This window comes from Pseudomonas flavocrustae, from assembly GCF_029872515.1.
In the GTDB taxonomy this organism is placed as follows: Bacteria; Pseudomonadota; Gammaproteobacteria; order Pseudomonadales; family Pseudomonadaceae; genus Chryseomonas; species Chryseomonas aestiva.
Genome location: NZ_JAPDIQ010000007.1, coordinates 60762 through 79111 on the forward strand (window position 1 = coordinate 60762; position 18350 = coordinate 79111).

The following is an 18350-nucleotide window of genomic DNA, read 5'->3' on the forward strand; positions in this document are numbered from 1 at the left end:
GGCTTTTGCAACGGCTAGTGCCGGGTATTTCCCGGGGTTTGCGTGCCGCCGCCCGCAAAAATCTGCGCGATATCGGCAGCGTCGAATACCTGCTGTTCATTGCAAAACTGACAATCGACCCGAATTTGTCCGTCCTGTTCGTCGAGCAAGCTCTCGACGTCCGGCTGACCCATGCTGATCAGGGCATTGGCCGCGCGGTCACGGGAACAGCTGCAGCTGAAGGCCACCGGCTGCTCGTCGAACAGGCGTACCTTTTCCTCGTGGAACAGGCGGTGCAGGATCACTTCGTTGTCGAGACCCAGCAGCTCTTCGGCCGTGAGGGTATCGGCCAGGGTGACCACATGCTCCCAGCTGTCCTGGCGGGCCTGGGCATCCTTGATCCGCGACGGCGGCAATTGCTGGAGCAGCAGGCCGCGGGCGCGGCGGCCATCGGCGTTCAGCCAGAAACGGGTGGGCAGCTGCTCGGAGGTGGCGAAATAGCTGGACAGGCACTCAGCCAGATTCGCGCCCTCCAGCGGGACGATACCCTGGTAGCGCTGACCATGGCGCGGGTCGATGGTCAGGGCCAGAACGCCATCGGGCATGAGCTCGCTCAAGGAGGCGGACGTGGTGATCTCGGCCTCTTCGTAGCGTGCGATGCCGCGCACCTCGCGCTCACTGGAGCACTCGACCATGAGTAGCGGGATGGGACCGCTGGAGCGCGCCTGTAGCACCAGCAGCCCTTCGAACTTGAGGGTTCCACACAGCAGCGCGGCCGCCGCGAGCAGCTCCCCCAGTAGCTGGGCCACGGGCTCCGGATAGGCATGCTTGGCGAGGACCTCGACATAGCTGCGATCCAGGGTGGCCAGTTCGCCGCGGACATCGGTTTCGTCAAACAGGAAACGTTGGGTGAAATCGTGGGAAGTCATGAACTACCTATATAAGGAAGGAGGCCGCGAAGCGTGGCGTTCACGGCGCAGGCCAGAACCGGCGAGCGGACCTGGCCATTGAGAGGCTCCGGCGAGCCGCGACGAACTCAGTCGTCGAACGGATGGACGTACTCGCGGAACTGGTGGATCTGGCGCCGCTGCTTCTTGGTGGGACGGCCATCGGTCTGCACGCCGAGGTTGCCGGCCTTGCGGGCGGCCGCGGCCTGTTCGCGCGCCTTGAGGCTTTCCGGCGTCTCGGTGTAGAGCTGCTGAGCTTCGGGCGCACCCCGGCGGTTCTGCGACAGGGCGACGATCACCACCGTCTTTTCGTCATAGCCCTGACGGATGGTGAGAACGTCACCAATGCGCGGCTCCTTGCTCGGCTTGCAGCGCTCGCCACGGCACTGGATCTTGCCGCCTTCCAGGGCCGCCTTGGCCAGCGCGCGGGTCTTGAAAAAACGCGCAGCCCATAGCCATTTATCGAGGCGCATCCGTTCTTCAGTGTGATCTACTGCATACATCGAATAAAAAGCCCCCTGTTGGGTCTTAGACTCTTCTCAAGAACTCTAAACCATCGGACCGACGCTGCAAGCGCGCCTCTGGAGAGCCATGACCACATTCTTTCCTTCCGATCTGACTGGCCAGACCCGCTGCACGGGATGCCAGCAGTCGGAACCCCTGGGCTTCGACTTCGACTTCGCCTATCAGCCCATCGTGGATCTGGGCCAAGGCGCGGTCTTCGCCCGGGAAGCACTGGTGCGCGGACCAGGCGGCGAAGGCGCGCTGTCGGTGCTCAATCAGGTGACCGACAGCAACCGCTATCGCTTCGACCAGCTTTGCCGCACCAAGGCCATCGCCACCGCAGCAGCCCTGGGCATGCAGGAGAGTCTGTCGATCAACTTCCTGCCCAACGCCGTCTACCGCCCGGAACTGTGCATTCGCAGTACGCTGGCTGCCGCGCGCGAGCATGGCTTTCCGCTGGAACGGCTGATCTTCGAGACAGTGGAAACCGAACACGTCGCGAGTGACCATCTGACGCACATCCTGCGCGAGTATCAGCAATTCGGCTTCAAGACTGCCATCGACGACTTCGGCGCCGGTCATTCCGGCCTGACGCTGCTGGCCGAATTCCAGCCGGACCTGGTCAAGCTCGACATGGCGCTCATCCGCCACATCGACCGGGATCAGGTGCGGCGAACCATCGTGCGCAACCTGATCGTCATGTGCCGCGAACTGGGTACCCAGGTGATCGCCGAAGGGGTGGAGACCGTGGCCGAACGCGATTGCCTGCGTGACCTCGGCATCGAGCTGATGCAGGGGTATCTGTTCGCCAAACCAGCCTTCAAACAGCTCATTGATCCGCAACATTTAGGCGGAGGCCACTGATTTCAAGGAGCAGCGATGAGCAATTCCACCGAACCGGTCATTATCGGCCTGAGTGAATGGGTGGCCCTGCCCGATCTGGGCGTGGTGGGCCTGAGAGCCAAGATCGATACCGGCGCCAGTACCTCGGCGCTGCATGCAACGGAAGTCCAGCCGTTCATGCGCGGCAAGGAACGCTGGGTGAGATTCACCGTGCACCTGGGGACGCTGGTTCAGTCCCGTCATCGCCATTGCGAAGCCCCTCTGGTGGCGAAGAAGACCATTCGCAGTTCCAATGGCATCGCTCAGACGCGTTATGTCATCCGTACCCTGCTGGCCCTGGGCGAGTGCCAGTGGCCGGTGGAATTCACCCTGGCCTGCCGCAAGAGCATGCGCTATCGCATGCTGCTCGGGTCCAAGGCTTTGATCGATGGTGGCCTGCTGGTGAATCCGGCCGTCTCCTATGCGCAAGACAAACCCCAGTTGTCCCTTACTCCGGCTTCCGGTGCCCCATGAAAATCGCCGTCCTCTCGCGTAATCCCAATCTGTATTCCACCCGGCGCCTGGTCGAAGCCGGCGTCAGCCGCGGCCATGAGGTGGTCGTGGTCGACACCCTGCGCGCGTACATGAACATCGCCAGCCACAAGCCGCAGATCCATTACCGCGGCAAACCCCTGGAAGGCTTCGATGCGGTCATCCCGCGCATCGGTGCCTCGGTGACCTTCTATGGCTGCGCGGTGCTGCGCCAATTCGAGATGCAGGGTGTCTTTCCGCTCAACGAGAGCGTGGCCATCAGCCGTTCGCGCGACAAGCTGCGTTCCCTGCAGCTGCTCGCGCGCAAGGGCATCGGCCTGCCGGTGACCGGTTTCGCCCACTCGCCGGACGACGTGCCGGACCTGATCCAGATGGTCAACGGCGCCCCTCTGGTGATCAAGGTGCTGGAAGGCACCCAGGGTATCGGGGTGGTGCTGTGCGAGACCGAGAAGGCGGCCGAATCGGTGATCGAGGCCTTCATGGGGCTCAAGCAGAACATCATGGTGCAGGAATACATCCGCGAGGCGGGTGGCGCGGACATCCGCTGCTTCGTGGTCGGCGACAAGGTGATCGCCGCGATGAAGCGCCAGGCGGCGCCGGGGGAATTTCGTTCGAATCTGCATCGCGGCGGCACCGCCAGCCTGATCAAGATCACCCCCGAGGAACGCATGACCGCCCTGCGCGCGGCCCGGGCCATGGGTCTGAGCGTGGCCGGGGTGGATATTCTCAGATCCAATCACGGCCCGCTGGTGATGGAGGTCAATTCCTCGCCCGGCCTGGAAGGCATCGAGCAGACCACCGGCAAGGACGTGGCCGGGATCATCATCGAGTACCTGGAAAAGAACGCCGAGCCGGGGCTGACGCGGACCAAGGGCAAGGGCTGAGGCTTCTGTCTTGAGGAGCTGTTGGGCTTCGCTAGCGCTTAGCCCAACCTACCCCTCGGTCGATGGGCCGCACGTCAGGCGGATGCCGCTATCGCGGCCATGGGCCGCTCCTACAGGCCACAGCAGCAGGATCCGGTATCAGCTGGCGCTGCGCGGGAGCAGCAGGCCCAGGGGCAACAGTACCCGGGCTTCCACCCCACCACCTTCGCGATTGCGCAGTTCGGCGCTGCCGCCGTGCTGCGCGGCGATGCGCTTGACGATCGCCAGGCCCAGCCCGGAACCGCTGACGGTGCGGGCACGATTGCCGCGGGTGAAGGGATTGAAGATGTCCTGCAGGTCCTTGGGATCTATGCCGGGACCGCGATCCATCACGCTCAGGGCGACATAGGGCGCCGTGGCGGAGCCCGCCACCTGCCCGACCACCTCGATACCGCCACCGCCGCCGTGGCGCAGGGCGTTTTCCACCAGGTTGGTCAGCAGCCGCTTGAAGGAGATGCGCCGCACCGGCAAGGGTGGCAGCACGTCCAGCATCAGCCGTACCCGCTCCTCCTCCTGGTTGTAGGGCGCCACCACCTGGCGGGCCAGCTCGTTGATATTGGTGAGCTCTTGCGGTTCGTCGCGGCCATCGCGGACGAAGGCGAGGAACTGGTCGAGGATGGCGTTCATGTCCTCGATGTCGCGGATCATGTCCTCGGCCTCTTCGCGCTCGGCCGGTGGCATCAGCTCCACCGCCAGGCGCAGCCGGGTCAGGGGCGTGCGCAGGTCATGGGAGACCCCGGCCAACATCAGCTCGCGCTCGCGGCCGGCCTGCTCGACGTCCTCGGCCATCTGGTTGAAGGCGTGGTAGACGTCCTGAATCTCGCTGGGTGCATCGGTTTCCGGCAAGCGCACGCTGCGGCCCTTGCCCAGCTCGCGCGCCGCGTTCACCAGGCGGCGCAGCGGTTGGTTGAGCTGCCGGACGAAGACCCAGGCGGCGCCGGTGGACAGCAGGCCGATGGCGAAAAACCAGCCCAGCACGCTCCAGATGTGCTGCCCGCGCAAGGGATGGGCCATGAGCGGGATCTTGATCCAGTCCGGCCCCAGGGAGGGCGCCAGGACCCACATGGCCGGACCATGCTGGACCCGCACCCGCACCTCGGTCTCCTCGCCCAGTTCCTGCTTCATCTGGCGCTCGAAGATCTCGCTGTAGGGCCAGTGGTATTCCCCGGCCGGCACGGTCTCGGGTGATTCGTAGCGCAGGCCGGCGGCCTGGGCGATGCGCGGCCGCTCGGTTTCCGGGGTGGCCCAGTAGGCACGGAGGGTCAGGGCCGCGCCGTGGCTGTACTGACGATCGACCAGAACGTCCTCATTGAGCAGCAGATAGACCAGGGTCAGCGCCTTGGAAAACAGCACCGCGAGCAGGACCATCCACAGCGAGCGGGCGAAGAAACTCTGGGGAAACCAGCCGGGCGCCTTCATTGCCCGGACTTTCCGCGCAAAACGGCGCGAAAGCCATCACAACCTCCGGGGTTGCGGGGTCCAGATAGGCCACCCGAGACAGACACATTCGGATACATTTGCTCGTCCATTTCTTCCCTTCGACCTGGAGTTCTCTCGTGTCCGACATCTGCCAGACCGGCCTGGACATCGGCTTCGCTTCGCTCAGCTACGCGCAGATCGCCTTTCTCGGCGTGGTGCAGGGTATCACCGAGCTGCTTCCCATTTCGTCCACGGCGCACATGCGGGTGGTCCCTGCCCTGCTCGGCTGGCACGATCCCGGCTCGGCCTTTTCCGCCGCCATGCAGATGGCGGCCCTGGCAGCGGTGATCAGCTATTTCTGGCGCGATGTCAGCGGCGTGACCCGCGGCAGCCTGGCCGCCGTGCGCCAGCGCAACTTCGACAGCCCGGACTTCCTGCTGGCGGTGATGATCGTGCTGGCGACCATTCCCATCTGCATCGCCGGCCTGCTGCTGGCGCCCCTGCTCAATGCCTGCGGCTCGCCGCTGCGGGGCCTCAGCGTCATCGGCTATGCCTGCCTGGCCATGGCCGCCCTGCTGGCCCTGGCGGAGCGCATCTGTCGGCACAACAGAGACATCTCGCAGATGCGCCTGCGCGATGCGCTGATCGTGGGGATCGCCCAGGTCGGCGCGCTGATTCCGGGCGTGTCCCGCTCGGGCTCGACCCTGACCGCCGCCATGTTCCTCAATCTGCGTCGCGAGGAAGCCGCGCGCTTCTCCTTCCTGCTCGGCCTGCCGGCCATCGCCCTGGCCGGACTCAAGGAGCTGGTGGTGCTCTGGCACGCGCACATCCCGGCCGAGGCCTGGTCGCTGCTGCTGGTGGGATTGCTGGTGGCGAGCCTGTCGGCCTTTGCGGCGATCTGGGGGCTCATGCGCTTCCTGGAGCGCTTCTCGACCTGGCCCTTCATCATCTATCGCGCGCTGCTGGGGATCTTCCTGCTGGTCGGCGTGCATCAAGGCCTGTTCGCCTGAGCCACCCCCTAGCCGGGGCGCGATGCCCCGGCTACCCGCCTTACTTGCCGGCGCCGTCCGGCACGAAGACGTAGCCCACGCCCCAGACGGTCTGGATATAGCGCGGCTTGGACGGATCGGGTTCGATCATCCGGCGCAGGCGCGAGATCTGCACGTCGATGGAGCGCTCCAAGGCATCCCATTCGCGACCGCGGGCCAGATTCATCAGCTTGTCGCGGGTCAGCGGCTCGCGGGCGTGGTCGACCAGTGCCTTGAGCACGGCGAATTCGCCGGTGGTGAGCATGTGGGTCTCTTCGCCGCGCTTGAGTTCGCGGGTGGCCAGGTGCAGGGCGTAGTCGCCAAAGGTCACCACCTCGTCGGTACCGGCAGGAGCGCCGGGTACCACCGGGGCCTGACGGCGCAGCACGGCCTTGATCCGGGCTACCAGCTCCAGCGGGTTGAAGGGTTTGGCCAGGTAATCGTCGGCGCCCTGGTCGAGACCCTGGATGCGGCTGCCTTCGTCGCCCTTGGCGGTCAGCATGATGATGGGGATGCGGTTGCCGCTCTCGCGCAGTCGACCGCAGGCGGACAGGCCGTCTTCGCCAGGCATCATCAGGTCCAGCACGACCAGGTTGAAGACCTCGCGGGCCAGCAGGCGGTCCATCTGTTCGGCACTTTCGACCGTGCGTACGCGATAACCCTGTTCGGCCAGAAAACGCTCCAAGAGGCGGCGCAGCCGGGCGTCGTCGTCGACGACCAGAATCTTTTCACCTTCCGGGGCAACGGGGGTGCTCATAATATCTCCTTGTGATCTAGCACTGGATTATGCCGTAGGCCATCCGACCGCGGCATTGGGCCATTGTTAGCAGATTTTGCCCACGCTGGGGCGGCGGTGCCGGCACGGGAGGCAGGGCTCCGGCGGGCTCGGGTATACTGCGGCCCGCTTTTTCTCGTGCAAGCCAGGTAGCCCGATGGATATCAATAGCCGCATCGCCGAAGAGCTCGGCGCCCGCCCGCAACAGGTCGCCGCCGCCGTGGCCCTGCTCGACGAAGGGTCGACCGTGCCCTTCATCGCCCGTTATCGCAAGGAAGTCACCGGCAGCCTGGACGACACCCAGCTGCGTCATCTCGAAGAGCGGCTGCGCTATCTGCGCGAGCTGGAAGACCGCCGCGGCGCGGTGCTGGCCTCCATCGAGGAGCAGGGCAAGCTGACTCCCGAACTGGCCCGCGAGATCAATCTGGCCGACACCAAGACGCGCCTGGAAGACCTCTACCTGCCCTACAAGCAGAAGCGCCGCACCAAGGGCCAGATCGCTCTGGAAGCCGGCCTGGGCCCGCTGGCCGACGCCCTGCTGCAGGATCCGACGCTGACCCCGGAGACCGAGGCGGCCGCCTACGTCGATGCGGACAAGGGCGTGGCGGACAGCAAGGCTGCCCTGGAAGGCGCCAAGTACATCCTCATGGAACGCTTCGCCGAGGACGCCAACCTGCTGGCGCGACTGCGCGGCGTCCTGCAACAGGACGCCATCCTCAGCGCGCGCCTGGTGCCGGGCAAGGAGACCGAAGGCGCCAAGTTCAGCGACTACTTCGAGCATGACGAGTCCTTCAAGGCGGTGCCGTCGCATCGCGCCCTGGCGATCTTCCGGGGTCGCAACGAAGGCATCCTCAGCGCCGCGCTCAAACTCGGCGAAGAAGGCCCGGGCATCGCCCATCCCTGCGAAGGGCTGATCGCCGCGCACTTCGGCCTGAAGAACCAGGGCCGCGCCGCGGACAAATGGCTGGCCGAGGTGGTGCGCTGGACCTGGAAGGTCAAGCTCTATACCTCCCTGGAAACCGATCTGCTCGGCGAGTTGCGCGAAAAGGCCGAGGAAGAGGCTATCGCGGTCTTCGCCCGCAACCTGCACGATCTGCTGCTCGCCGCGCCGGCCGGCCCGCGCACCACCCTGGCACTGGACCCGGGTCTGCGCACCGGCTGCAAGGTCGCCGTGGTGGATGCCACCGGCAAGCTGCTGGCCACCGACACGGTCTATCCCCATGCGCCGCGCAATCAGTGGGACCAGACCCTGGCCACCCTCGGCGTGCTCTGCACCAAGCATGGCGTGGACCTGATCGCCATCGGCAACGGCACCGCCAGCCGCGAGAGCGACAAGCTGGCCGGCGAGCTGATCAGCAAGTACCCGGGCCTGGGCCTGACCAAGGTGATGGTCAGCGAAGCCGGTGCCTCGGTGTACTCGGCATCGGAACTCGCCGCCCGGGAATTCCCCGACCTGGACGTCTCCCTGCGTGGCGCCGTGTCCATTGCCCGCCGCCTGCAGGATCCGCTGGCCGAGCTGGTGAAGATCGAGCCCAAGTCCATCGGCGTCGGCCAGTACCAGCACGATGTTTCCCAGCTCAAGCTGGCGCGCAGCCTGGATGCCGTGGTGGAAGACTGCGTGAACGCCGTGGGCGTGGACGTGAATACCGCCTCCGCCGCCCTGCTGGCGCGGATCTCCGGTCTCAACGCGACCCTGGCGCAGAACATCGTGCAGTTCCGCGACGCCAATGGTGCCTTCGCCACCCGCGAGGCGCTGAAGAAGGTGCCGCGCCTGGGCGAGAAGACCTTCGAGCAGGCCGCCGGCTTCCTGCGCGTCATGAGCGGCGCCAATCCGCTGGATGCCTCGGCGGTGCACCCGGAGACCTATCCGCTGGTGCAGCGCATCGCGGCCGACACCGGCCGTGACATCCGCTCGCTGATCGGCGACTCGGCCTTTCTCAAGCGCCTGGATCCGAAGAAATTCACCGACGAGAGCTTCGGCCTGCCGACGGTGACCGACATCCTCCAGGAACTGGACAAGCCCGGTCGCGACCCGCGCCCGGAATTCAAGACCGCGGTGTTCCAGGACGGCGTGGAGAAACTCTCCGACCTCAAGCCCGGCATGGTGCTGGAGGGCGTCATCACCAACGTCACCAACTTTGGCGCCTTCGTCGACATCGGCGTGCACCAGGACGGCCTGGTGCACATCAGTGCGCTGTCGGAGAAATTCGTCAAGGACCCCTATGAGGTGGTCAAGGCGGGCGACATCGTCAAGGTCAAGGTGATGGAGGTGGACGTGCCGCGCAATCGCGTGGGCCTGTCCATGCGCATGGGCGACACTCCCGGCGAGAAGGTCGACGGCAAGCCCGGCGGTCAGGCCCGCGGCAACGGTGGCAAGCCCCGCGCCGACAAGGGCGCACCGCGTCAGAATCAACCGGCTCCGGCCAACCAGGCCATGGCGTCGCTGTTCGCCAATGCCAAGCAACTGAGGAAATAGCTATGAGCGGATCTCTCGCAGGCAAGGACAGCGCCTTCAGCACCCTGCTGGGCATGACCATCCACAAGGCGGAGGGTGGCGAGTCCGAGGTGCGCATGAGCGTGCAGGACAGGCTCATCAACCTGCACGGCAAGCTCCACGGCGGTGCCATCTTCTCGCTGATCGACACGGCCCTGGGCCAGGCCAGTCACAGTCTGTTCGACGGCCAGGCCGGCAGCGTGACCCTGGAGTGCAAGGTCAACTACGTGCGTGGCGTCAGCGACGGCGAGCTGGTCTGCCGCGCCCGGGTGATCCACCCGGGCCGCAAGACCCATGTGCTGGAAGCCCAGGTGCATCAGGGCGACAAGCTGATCGCCCTGGCCCAGGCGACCTTTGCCTGTCTGTGACCGGCCAGAGCGGGCAGCAGCGAAGCGGCGCATATCGCCCTTTGCCGCTGCCTGAGCTACGCTGGGAGACAACTGAGCGGGTTGCGGTCTGAGGCTTGAACCCGGACCGCAGCAGTGACTGCTGCCCCCGCGTCGGCCCTGGCCGGCAACCCTCATTTCAGTCGGTTTCTTCTACCCTGCCCGGGGCGAGTACCGCCAAAGGAAGTCAACTTGAGCGATATCCTGTCCCGCCGCCTGGCCCTGCTCGGCGCTGATCCCTCCCTCCTGACCGAATGCCTGCACGGCATCGAGCGCGAGACCCTGCGGGTGGACGCCCGTGGCGACCTGTCCCGACGTCCCCATCCCCAGGCGCTGGGCTCGGCCCTGACCCACCCGCAGATCACCACGGACTATTCCGAGGCGCTGCTGGAATTCATTACCCCCACCGGCACCCGCACACCCGAGGTGCTGGACGCGCTGGATCGGGTGCACCGAGCCGCGGTCGCCGAACTCGATGGCGAGCGCCTCTGGAGCGGTTCCATGCCCTGCGCGCTGCCGGCCGAGGACGAGATCCCCATCGCCGACTATGGCAGCTCCAACATCGGCCGGCTCAAGCACGTCTATCGCCGCGGCCTGGCCCTGCGCTACAGCCGTACCATGCAGTGCATCGCCGGCATCCACTACAACTTCTCGCTGCCGGAAGCGGCCTGGGAACTGCTGCGCCAGCAGGAGGGTGACGCCCGCGATGCCCGCGACTACCAGTCGGCTCGCTACATCGCCCTGATCCGCAATTTCCGCCGCTACAGCTGGCTGCTGATGTACCTGTTCGGCGCCTCGCCAGCGCTGGACGCGGGCTTCCTGCGTGGCCGGCCGCATCTGTTGCAGACCCTCGACGAGCGGACCCTGTACCTGCCCCATGCCACCAGCCTGCGCATGAGCGACCTGGGCTACCAGAGCAACGCCCAGGCCAGCCTGACGCCGGACTACAACGACCTGACCACCTACACCGAGAGTCTGAGACGCGCGGTGGGCACGCCCTACCCGCCCTACGCGGAGATCGGTACCCACCAGAACGGCGAGTGGGTGCAGCTCAACACCAACATCCTGCAGATCGAGAACGAGTATTACGCCACCATCCGCCCGAAGCGCGTCACCCGCAGCGGCGAGCGGCCGGTGCAGGCGCTGATGGCCCGTGGCGTGCAGTACATCGAGGTGCGCTGCCTGGACATCGATCCCTTCCTGCCGCTGGGCATCGATACCACCACCGCGCTGTTCCTCGACGCCTTCCTGCTCTATTGCGCCCTGGAAGGCAGCCCGCCACTCAACGGCGAGTGTCGCGAATGCACCGACAACTTCGCCAGCGTGGTGCGTGAAGGCCGCAAGCCCGGTCTGCGTCTGCAGCGCCATGGCGCCTCGGTGACCATGATCGACTGGGCGGCGGAGATGCTCGACCAGATCGAACGCTGCGCCGAGACCCTGGACGCCAGCCTGGGCGGCGATGCCCATCGCCGGGCCGTGGCGGTACAGCGGCAGAAGGTCGCCGACGTCCGCCTCACGCCTTCGGCGCGGGTGCTGCAGGAGTTGCGCGAACGCGGCGAGAGCTTTGCCGAATTCGGCCTGCGCCAGAGCGAGGCCCATGCGGCCTATTTCGCCAGCCATCCGCTGAACGAAGGCGAGCGCGAGGGCTATGCACAGATGGCGCGCCAGTCGCTGGAGGAACAGGCGGAGATCGAGGCGGCGCCCCAGGGGGATTTCGACACCTTCGTGGCGGCGTATCAGGCGAGTATCCTGGCGACGATCGGGGTGTAGGTAGGTTGGGTTGAGACGGCTCCATCGTCGAAGCCCAACGTTGTGGTGCCAAAGAGCTTGTTGGTGTCCTAGCTGTTCATTGAGCTCTGCTGGTGTTTCTTGTTTCGCCCACCCGGGCGACTCACTTTTGCCAGTCGCGGCCGCGCCGTTCCGGGGTCGCCTACACGGGCCTTCCATGGCCCGTTAGGCTTCTCGCCGCATCCCTGCGGCTCGACCCACTACACAGCACTGGCGTTCGCGGCGATTCGCCAGCCTGGAAGTTCTGGTTGCAGAGCCGTGAACCGCCCGTAGCCCGTAGCCCGTAGCGTGGACAACGGCGAAGCCTTGTCCACGAATAGCTGCGATGCCCACCAGTGGAAAACGCTGCGCGGTTTTCCACGCTACATCTTCAGACGCCAGCGGACGAATCGATGGTTGATGAGGGCGCCTTCCGGTATCGATGCAGGAAGGGCCAGCTACACCTTGGAGCGGCTTCGGTTCGGACTGGAGCTATCGCGGCCATGGGCCGCTCCTACAGGTGTGCCTAGAAGGTGTAGGAGCGGCCCATGGCCGCGATGACGAGCGGCTTGGTAGCGTTGGGCCTCGACGATGCAGCCGTCTCAGCCCAACCTACGAGCGCGCCCTTACAGGCCCTTCTCGAAGATCTTCGAGTTGCGCTGGAAGTTGTACAGCGACGCCCGTGCTGCCGGCAGACGTTCCACGCCGCTCGGTTCGAAGCCGCGCTCGCGGAACCAGTGGGCGGTCTTGGTGGTGAGCACGAACAGGGTGCCGAGGCCACGCTCGCGGGCGCGTTGCTCGATGCGCGCCAGCAGGGCGTCGCCGCGGCCGCCGTGGCGGTAGTCGGGGTTGACCGCGAGGCAGGCCAGCTCGCCCGCCGCCGAATCGGCGATGGGATAGAGCGCCGCGCAGGCAATGATCAGGCCTTCGCGTTCGACGATGCTGAATTGCTCGATCTCGCGCTCCAGCACCTCGCGGGAACGCCGCACCAGGATGCCCTGCTCTTCCAGCGGGCGGATCAGCTCCATCAGGCCGCCGACGTCGGCGATGGTCGCCTCGCGCAGGGTCTCGAAGGGTTCCTGGGCCACCAGGGTGCCGCTGCCGGCGCGGGTGAAGAGTTCGGTGAGCAGGGCGCCGTCTTCGGCGTAGCCGACGATGTGGCAGCGCCGCACACCGCCGCGGGTGGCCTGGGCGGCGGCGTCGAGCAGCTCGGCCTGGTAGGAGCTGCCCAGGCGCGCCAGATGGGTGGGGATCTGCTGCGGGCCGATCTCGCGGATCAGGGCGCCGTGTTCGTCCAGCAGGCCCGGTTCGGCACCGTAGAGCACCAGCTTGTCGGCACCCAGGTCGATGGCGGCGCGCATGGCGACGTCTTCGCAAGCCAGGTTGAAGGTCTCGCCGGTGGGGGAATAACCCAGGGGCGAGAGCAGCACGATGGTGCGCTCGTCGAGCAGCCGGCCGATGCCACGGCGGTCGATGCGGCGGACTTCGCCGGTGTGATGGAAGTCGACGCCGTCCTGTACTCCGACCGGGCGCGCGGTGACCAGGTTGCCGCTGGCGACCCGCAGCCGCGAGCCCTGCATGGGCGAGGCGGCCATGTCCATGGACAGGCGTGCCTCGATGGCGCTGCGCAGGCTGCCGACGGCATCGATCACCGCTTCCAGGGTCGGGCCGTCGGTGATGCGCAGGTCGTTGTAGAAGCGCGGCTCGATGCCGCGGGCGGCCAGGCGCGATTCGATCTGCGGACGGGAGCCGTGCACCAGCACCAGGCGCACGCCCAGGCTGTGCAGCAGCACCAGGTCGTGGACGATGTTGCCGAAGTTGGGGTGGGCGACGCCATCACCGGGCAGCATGACGACGAAGGTGGCGTCGCGGTGGGCGTTGATATAGGGCGAGGCGTGGCGGAGCCAGTTGACGTAATCGTGCATCGAGACGAAGACCCTTGGTGGATAGGCGGGAGGGTGAACGAGGGCAGGCAGGGCGTTCAGCGTCGTCGCAGCACGGGGGTTCCTCGACAGGGAGCGGATGGGCAGGCAGCGTCAGTAGACCGTCCGGAGTTTACAAAAAGTCACGCCGGGCGCGCGGATCTGTTCATCGGACAGCCGCGGCCTTGCCCAGGCAGTAGTGGCCGATCAGTTGCTGCAGCAGCCTGACGGTGGGCGTGATCCGCGCCAGCGCCAGGTGTTCCTCGGGCTGGTGCGCGCAGCTGATGTCGCCGGGACCGAGGACCAGCACCTCCTGGGTGATCGCCTGCAGATAGGGTGCCTCGGTGGCGAAGGCCACGGCGTCGGCGGTGTGCCCGGTCAGGCGCTCGGCCAGGCGCACCAGCTCGGCCTCGGCCGGCTGCTCGAAGGGCGGCACGGCGGGAAACAGCGGCTGGTAGTCGATCCGCACCCCGAAGCGTTCGGCAACCGGCAGCAGCCGTCCGCGGATGGCCTGGCGCAGGGCTTCGGGCTGCATGCCCGGCAGCGGGCGCAGGTCGAACTCCAGGGCGCACTGGCCGCAGATGCGATTGGGGTTGTCGCCGCCATGGATGCAGCCCAGGTTGAGGGTCGGCTGGGGCACCAGGAACAGTGGATTGCGGTATTCGCGCTGCCACTGGGCGCGCAGGTCGAGCAGCTCGCCCATCACCGCCTGCATGGCCTCAAGGGCGCTGTGGCCCAGACTCGGATCGGAGGAATGGCCGCTCTGCCCGAGGATGTCGATGCGCTCCATGAGGATGCCCTTGTGCAGGCGGATCGGCCGCAGTCCGGTCGGCTCGCCGATCACCGCGGCGCGGCCCAGCGGGCGGCCGGCGTCGGCCAGCACCCGGGCGCCGTCCATGGAGGATTCCTCGTCGCAGGTGGCGAGCACGATCAGCGGCTGGCGCAACTGGCGCGGATCCAGTTCGCGCACCGCTTCGAGGATCAGCGCGAAGAAGCCCTTCATGTCGCAACTGCCCAGGCCGTACCAGCGATCGTCGGCTTCGCGCAGACGCAGGGGATCGGCCTGCCAGAGCGCCGCGTCATAGGGCACGGTATCGGTATGGCCGGCCAGCACCAGGCCGCCCGGCCCGCTGCCCAGGGTGGCGATCAGGTTGAACTTGCCCGGGGTCACCTCCTGGGTCTCGCAGGCGAAGCCCAGGGCGCCGAACCAGTCGCTCAGGCGGGCGATGACGCCGGCGTTGGACTGGTCCAGCGCCGGCTGGGTGCAGCTCACCGAGCTTTCGGCGATGAGGGTCGAGAACAGAGCTTTCAGCGCGGGCAGGGTCATGCGGGGTCTCCTGGTCACGCCTCCATCATGGCGCCATCCGCTGCGCGATGAAACCTTCATGCGCCAGGGGGGCGGGACGGGCTAAACTAGCGCCCACGTTCTCGCCGTCCGTCGTCATGACGCGCTCGGCACGGAGCCGGACCGTTCTCTTCCGGCGCCAGGATCCTCCAATGGCCAAAGAAACCGAAATCAAGCTGCGCGCCAGTGCGGCCACCCTCGACGCCCTGCGCGCTCATCCGTTGTTGAAGAAGCGCTGCAAGGAGGGCTGGCAGCGCCACGAACTCTCCAACTGCTATTACGACACCGACACCCGCGACCTGGCCCATGCCAAGGTCGCCCTGCGCGTGCGGCGCGATGGCGAGCGCTTCATCCAGACGCTCAAGAGCCGTGGCCAGAGCCTGGCCGGGCTGTCCGAGCGCAACGAATGGGAATGGCCGCTGGCCGATGCCACCCTGGACACCGCGCTGTTCGACGACAGCTGCTGGCCGGCGGAGCTGGCCGACCTGGACCTGCGCCGCCTGCAGCCGGTGTTCGACACCGACTTCGTCCGCGACGCCGCGGAAATCGCCTGGGGCCGGGGCAAGGCCCGCACTATCATCGAAGTCGCCTTGGACCAGGGCGAGGTGCGCGCCGGCGAGCAGCGCGAAGCCATTGCCGAGGTCGAGCTGGAATTGCGCCAGGGTGAACCGGCCGCGCTGCTGGAACTGGCCGAGCAGCTGGCCGCCGAATTCCCGCTGATGCCCTGCGACATCAGCAAGGCCGAGCGCGGCTATCGCCTGCACGATGCCTCGAGCTATACCCTCTATCTGTCCGCGCCGGAACTGGACGCCGAGACGCCGCTGGACGAGGCCGTCGCCCGCCTCGGCTGGCACCTGCTGGCCGGCAGCCAACGCCTGGCCGAACAGTATCGCTGGAACGGCCACTGGCGCCTACTGGTGGACTGGGTGCACCAGCTGATCGACCTGCGCGCTCTGCTCGGCAGTCTCGGCCAGGCCGCCCCGCGGGCCACCAGCCGCGACCTGCGCCAGGCCCTCGACGAGTTGCTCGCCGACTGGCGACCGCTGGCCGCCATCGGCCAGGACGACGAGGAGGCCCGCCGCCAGGCACCGCAGCGCTTCGCCGCCGAACTGGAACAGCCGCGCTGGGGCCTGTTCTCCCTGCGCGCCGCACGCTGGCTGCATGAGCGCGCCTGGATCCAGGGTCGCACCGGCCGTGGCGAACGCCAGGGCGTGACGCCCCTCGGCCAATGGCTGCCGCGCTTCCTGGCCCAGGAAGCGGCCGAGTTGCCGCTGCTGCGCGCCATCACCGAACCCGAGCTGATCCAGCAGCAGCTGCCGCGGCTGGAGCGGATGCAGGTCTGGCTGCACCTGGCGCGTGGCGCCCTGGACCTGCCCGAAGCCGATCGGCTGTATGGCGAGCTGGGCAAGCTGGCGCCGCTGAGCGCCCACGGCGATCTCGCCGGGGTCGCCGAACAGGCGCGCCTGGTCTATGGCCTGGCGCCCTGGAAAGCCCTGGCCTGAGCCGCCGGACGGCGGGAACGCCTGGCGCATCCGGCCGTCCATCCTGATGGCACAAGGCCGCGAGCGATTCCTTAATACAAAATCGCTATGCTGGAGGAGGCGACCAACCTGGCGGGTACGGCAGGCGGGTCGCCCCCGGTCAGACGCCGGGTGTCACCCCGGTGCGACCACCTTTCCAAGGAGTCCAGATGTCCGCCATAGCTTCCCCTTCCGCTGATCGTTGGCTCGACCTGGGCGACATCCTGCGCGAGCTGGTCAGCCAGCAGCGGATCGATCAGCAGACCGCCGAGCAGTGTCTGCTCCTGCGCCGTGGCTCGGCCAATCCGCAGCAGCATCCGCTGGAATTCCTCGCGGCGCAAAGCGTGGACGACCTCAGCCGCCCGGGGCGCAAGCTGGATCTGGACAGCCTCACCCGCTGGCTCGCCGAGTATTCGGGTCAGCCCTTCTACCGCATCGATCCGCTCAAGGTGGACGTGGCCTCGGTCACCCCGCTGATGTCCTACGCCTTCGCCCAGCGCAACAAGATCCTGGCCGTGGCGGTGAGTCCGGACGAGGTGACGGTGGCCAGCGCCCAGCCCTTCGTGCACAGCTGGGAGAGCAACCTCACCCATGTGCTGCAGCGGCCGATCAAGCGCGTGGTGGCCAGCCCCGCGGACATCACCCGCTACACCCAGGAATTCTTTCGCCTGGCCCGCTCGGTCACCGGTGCCTCGGCGGTGGAGCAGAAGACCAGCGGCGTCGGCAACTTCGAGCAGCTGGTCAATCTCGGCGCCGCCGATGGCGAGCCGGATGCCAACGATGCCCACATCGTCAATATCGTCGACTGGCTGTTCCAGTACGCCTTCCAGCAGCGCGCCAGCGATATCCACGTCGAGCCGCGCCGCGAACAGGGTGCGGTGCGCTTTCGCATCGACGGGGTGCTGCACACCGTCTACCAGTTCCCCGCCCAGGTCACCCTGGCGGTGGTCAGCCGGATCAAGAACCTCGGCCGCATGAACGTCGCCGAGAAGCGCAAGCCCCAGGACGGCCGGATCAAGACGCGCATGGCCGGCGAGAAGGAAGTCGAACTGCGCCTGTCGACCATGCCCACCGCCTTCGGCGAAAAGCTGGTGATGCGGATCTTCGACCCGGACGTGCTGCTCAAGAGCTTCGACCAGCTCGGTTTCTCCGCCGACGACCTGCGCCGCTGGGCCGGCATGACCGGGCAGCCCAACGGCATCATCCTGGTCACCGGCCCCACCGGTTCGGGCAAGACCACCACGCTGTACACCACCCTCAAGCAGCTGGCCACGCCCGAGGTGAATGTCTGCACCATCGAAGACCCCATCGAGATGGTGGAAGACGCCTTCAACCAGATGCAGGTGCAGCACAACATCGAGGTGACCTTCGCCAGCGGCGTCAGGGCGCTGATGCGGCAGGACCCGGACATCATCATGATCGGCGAGATCCGCGACCTGGAAACCGCCGAGATGGCCATCCAGGCGGCGCTGACCGGGCACTTGGTGCTTTCCACCCTGCACACCAACGACGCCCCCAGCTCAGTGAGCCGGCTGATCGAACTGGGCGTGCCCTACTACCTGATCCGCGCCACGGTGCTGGGCGTCATGGCCCAGCGGCTGGTGCGCACCCTCTGCCCGGCCTGCAAGACGCCCACCGAGCTGGACCCGGCCGCCTGGCAGGAGCTGACCAAGCCCTGGAACGCGCCGCTGCCGACCGGCGCCATGCAGCCGGTAGGTTGTCCGGAATGTCGCGACACCGGCTATCGCGGTCGTGCCGGGGTATACGAAATCCTCACCCTCTCCGATAGTCTGCGCGAACTGGTGACGGCGGATACCGACATCACCGCGCTGCGGCGGCAGGCGTTCAAGGAAGGCATGCGCAGCCTGCGCCTGTCCGGCGCGCAAAAGATCGCCGCCGGCTTCACCACCGTGGAAGAAGTCTTGCGCGTCACGCCCCAGAGCGAACGTTAAGGCCCCAGCAGCCCG

The 18350-nt window shown here is 66.8% G+C and carries 15 protein-coding genes; 9 read left to right on the top strand and 6 right to left on the bottom strand.

The genetic code is table 11. The features are described 5' to 3' along the window. Nucleotides 1–14: 14 nt before the first annotated feature. Together hslO and OMP44_RS16210 are read right to left on the bottom strand one after the other, a co-directional pair. A complete protein-coding gene (gene hslO, locus OMP44_RS16205) occupies nt 15–908 on the bottom strand; it encodes an Hsp33 family molecular chaperone HslO (protein WP_280309699.1) in 894 nt (297 codons plus the stop codon). Nucleotides 909–1015: 107 nt separating this feature from the next. Continuing rightward, nucleotides 1016–1429, bottom strand: coding sequence for an RNA-binding S4 domain-containing protein (locus OMP44_RS16210; RefSeq protein WP_443218242.1), 414 nt, complete (start codon nt 1427–1429; stop codon nt 1016–1018). 88 nt (nt 1430–1517) lie between these two features. Here OMP44_RS16210 and rimA point away from each other — a divergent pair, with 88 nt between their 5' ends. Genes rimA through rimK form a run of 3 tightly spaced genes read left to right on the top strand, consistent with a single transcriptional unit; the run spans nt 1518 to nt 3688 of the window. Then, nucleotides 1518–2294: a S6 modification regulatory phosphodiesterase RimA gene (rimA, locus tag OMP44_RS16215; protein ID WP_133860548.1), complete on the top strand. Its 777-nt coding sequence runs from the start codon at nt 1518–1520 to the stop codon at nt 2292–2294. A gap of 15 nt (nt 2295–2309) precedes the next feature. Next, the gene (gene rimB, locus OMP44_RS16220; protein WP_280309705.1) at nt 2310–2786 is read left to right on the top strand and encodes a retropepsin-like aspartic endopeptidase RimB; all 477 of its coding nucleotides are present in this window, start codon (nt 2310–2312) and stop codon (nt 2784–2786) included. Next, nucleotides 2783–3688 carry a 30S ribosomal protein S6--L-glutamate ligase gene (gene rimK, locus OMP44_RS16225; RefSeq protein WP_280309706.1) on the top strand — a complete coding sequence of 302 codons (906 nt, stop codon included), beginning with the start codon at nt 2783–2785 and terminating at the stop codon, nt 3686–3688. Before rimB ends, rimK begins: the two co-directional genes overlap by 4 nt. A 138-nt stretch (nt 3689–3826) precedes the next feature. On the opposite strand, the gene OMP44_RS16230 is transcribed toward rimK, so the two are convergent. After that, nucleotides 3827–5146, bottom strand: a complete 1320-nt coding sequence (locus tag OMP44_RS16230; protein WP_133860547.1) for an ATP-binding protein — start codon at nt 5144–5146, stop codon at nt 3827–3829. A gap of 137 nt (nt 5147–5283) precedes the next feature. On the opposite strand from OMP44_RS16230, the gene uppP reads away from it, so the two are divergent. Then, the gene (uppP, locus tag OMP44_RS16235; RefSeq protein ID WP_133860546.1) at nt 5284–6156 is read left to right on the top strand and encodes an undecaprenyl-diphosphatase UppP; all 873 of its coding nucleotides are present in this window, start codon (nt 5284–5286) and stop codon (nt 6154–6156) included. A 40-nt stretch (nt 6157–6196) separates the two neighbouring features. Here uppP and ompR read toward each other — a convergent pair whose 3' ends face one another. Further along, a complete protein-coding gene (gene ompR / locus OMP44_RS16240) occupies nt 6197–6931 on the bottom strand; it encodes an osmolarity response regulator transcription factor OmpR (protein WP_027598251.1) in 735 nt (244 codons plus the stop codon). A gap of 175 nt (nt 6932–7106) precedes the next feature. On the opposite strand from ompR, the gene OMP44_RS16245 reads away from it, so the two are divergent. The 3 genes from OMP44_RS16245 (at nt 7107) to gshA (ending at nt 11599) form a co-directional block, all read left to right on the top strand. After that, on the top strand, nt 7107–9425 hold the full coding sequence (locus OMP44_RS16245) for a Tex family protein (RefSeq protein WP_280309711.1): 2319 nt from the start codon (nt 7107–7109) through the stop codon (nt 9423–9425). 2 nt (nt 9426–9427) lie between these two features. Next, the gene (locus tag OMP44_RS16250) at nt 9428–9811 is read left to right on the top strand and encodes a PaaI family thioesterase (protein WP_052504088.1); all 384 of its coding nucleotides are present in this window, start codon (nt 9428–9430) and stop codon (nt 9809–9811) included. A gap of 210 nt (nt 9812–10021) precedes the next feature. After that, nucleotides 10022–11599: a glutamate--cysteine ligase gene (gene gshA, locus OMP44_RS16255; protein WP_263259105.1), complete on the top strand. Its 1578-nt coding sequence runs from the start codon at nt 10022–10024 to the stop codon at nt 11597–11599. A 623-nt stretch (nt 11600–12222) separates the two neighbouring features. On the opposite strand, the gene argA is transcribed toward gshA, so the two are convergent. Together argA and argE are read right to left on the bottom strand one after the other, a co-directional pair. Beyond that, nucleotides 12223–13521 (bottom strand): amino-acid N-acetyltransferase, encoded by a 1299-nt coding sequence (argA, locus tag OMP44_RS16260; RefSeq protein ID WP_133860543.1) that lies wholly within the window; start codon nt 13519–13521, stop codon nt 12223–12225. Nucleotides 13522–13684: 163 nt separating this feature from the next. After that, nucleotides 13685–14845, bottom strand: coding sequence for an acetylornithine deacetylase (gene argE / locus OMP44_RS16265; protein ID WP_273861667.1), 1161 nt, complete (start codon nt 14843–14845; stop codon nt 13685–13687). A gap of 170 nt (nt 14846–15015) precedes the next feature. Here argE and OMP44_RS16270 point away from each other — a divergent pair, with 170 nt between their 5' ends. Next, nucleotides 15016–16365, top strand: a complete 1350-nt coding sequence (locus OMP44_RS16270; RefSeq protein WP_273861666.1) for a CYTH domain-containing protein — start codon at nt 15016–15018, stop codon at nt 16363–16365. A 188-nt stretch (nt 16366–16553) separates the two neighbouring features. Continuing rightward, nucleotides 16554–18335, top strand: a complete 1782-nt coding sequence (gene tfpB, locus OMP44_RS16275; protein WP_017639492.1) for a type IV pilus assembly ATPase TfpB — start codon at nt 16554–16556, stop codon at nt 18333–18335. Nucleotides 18336–18350: the final 15 nt, after the last annotated feature.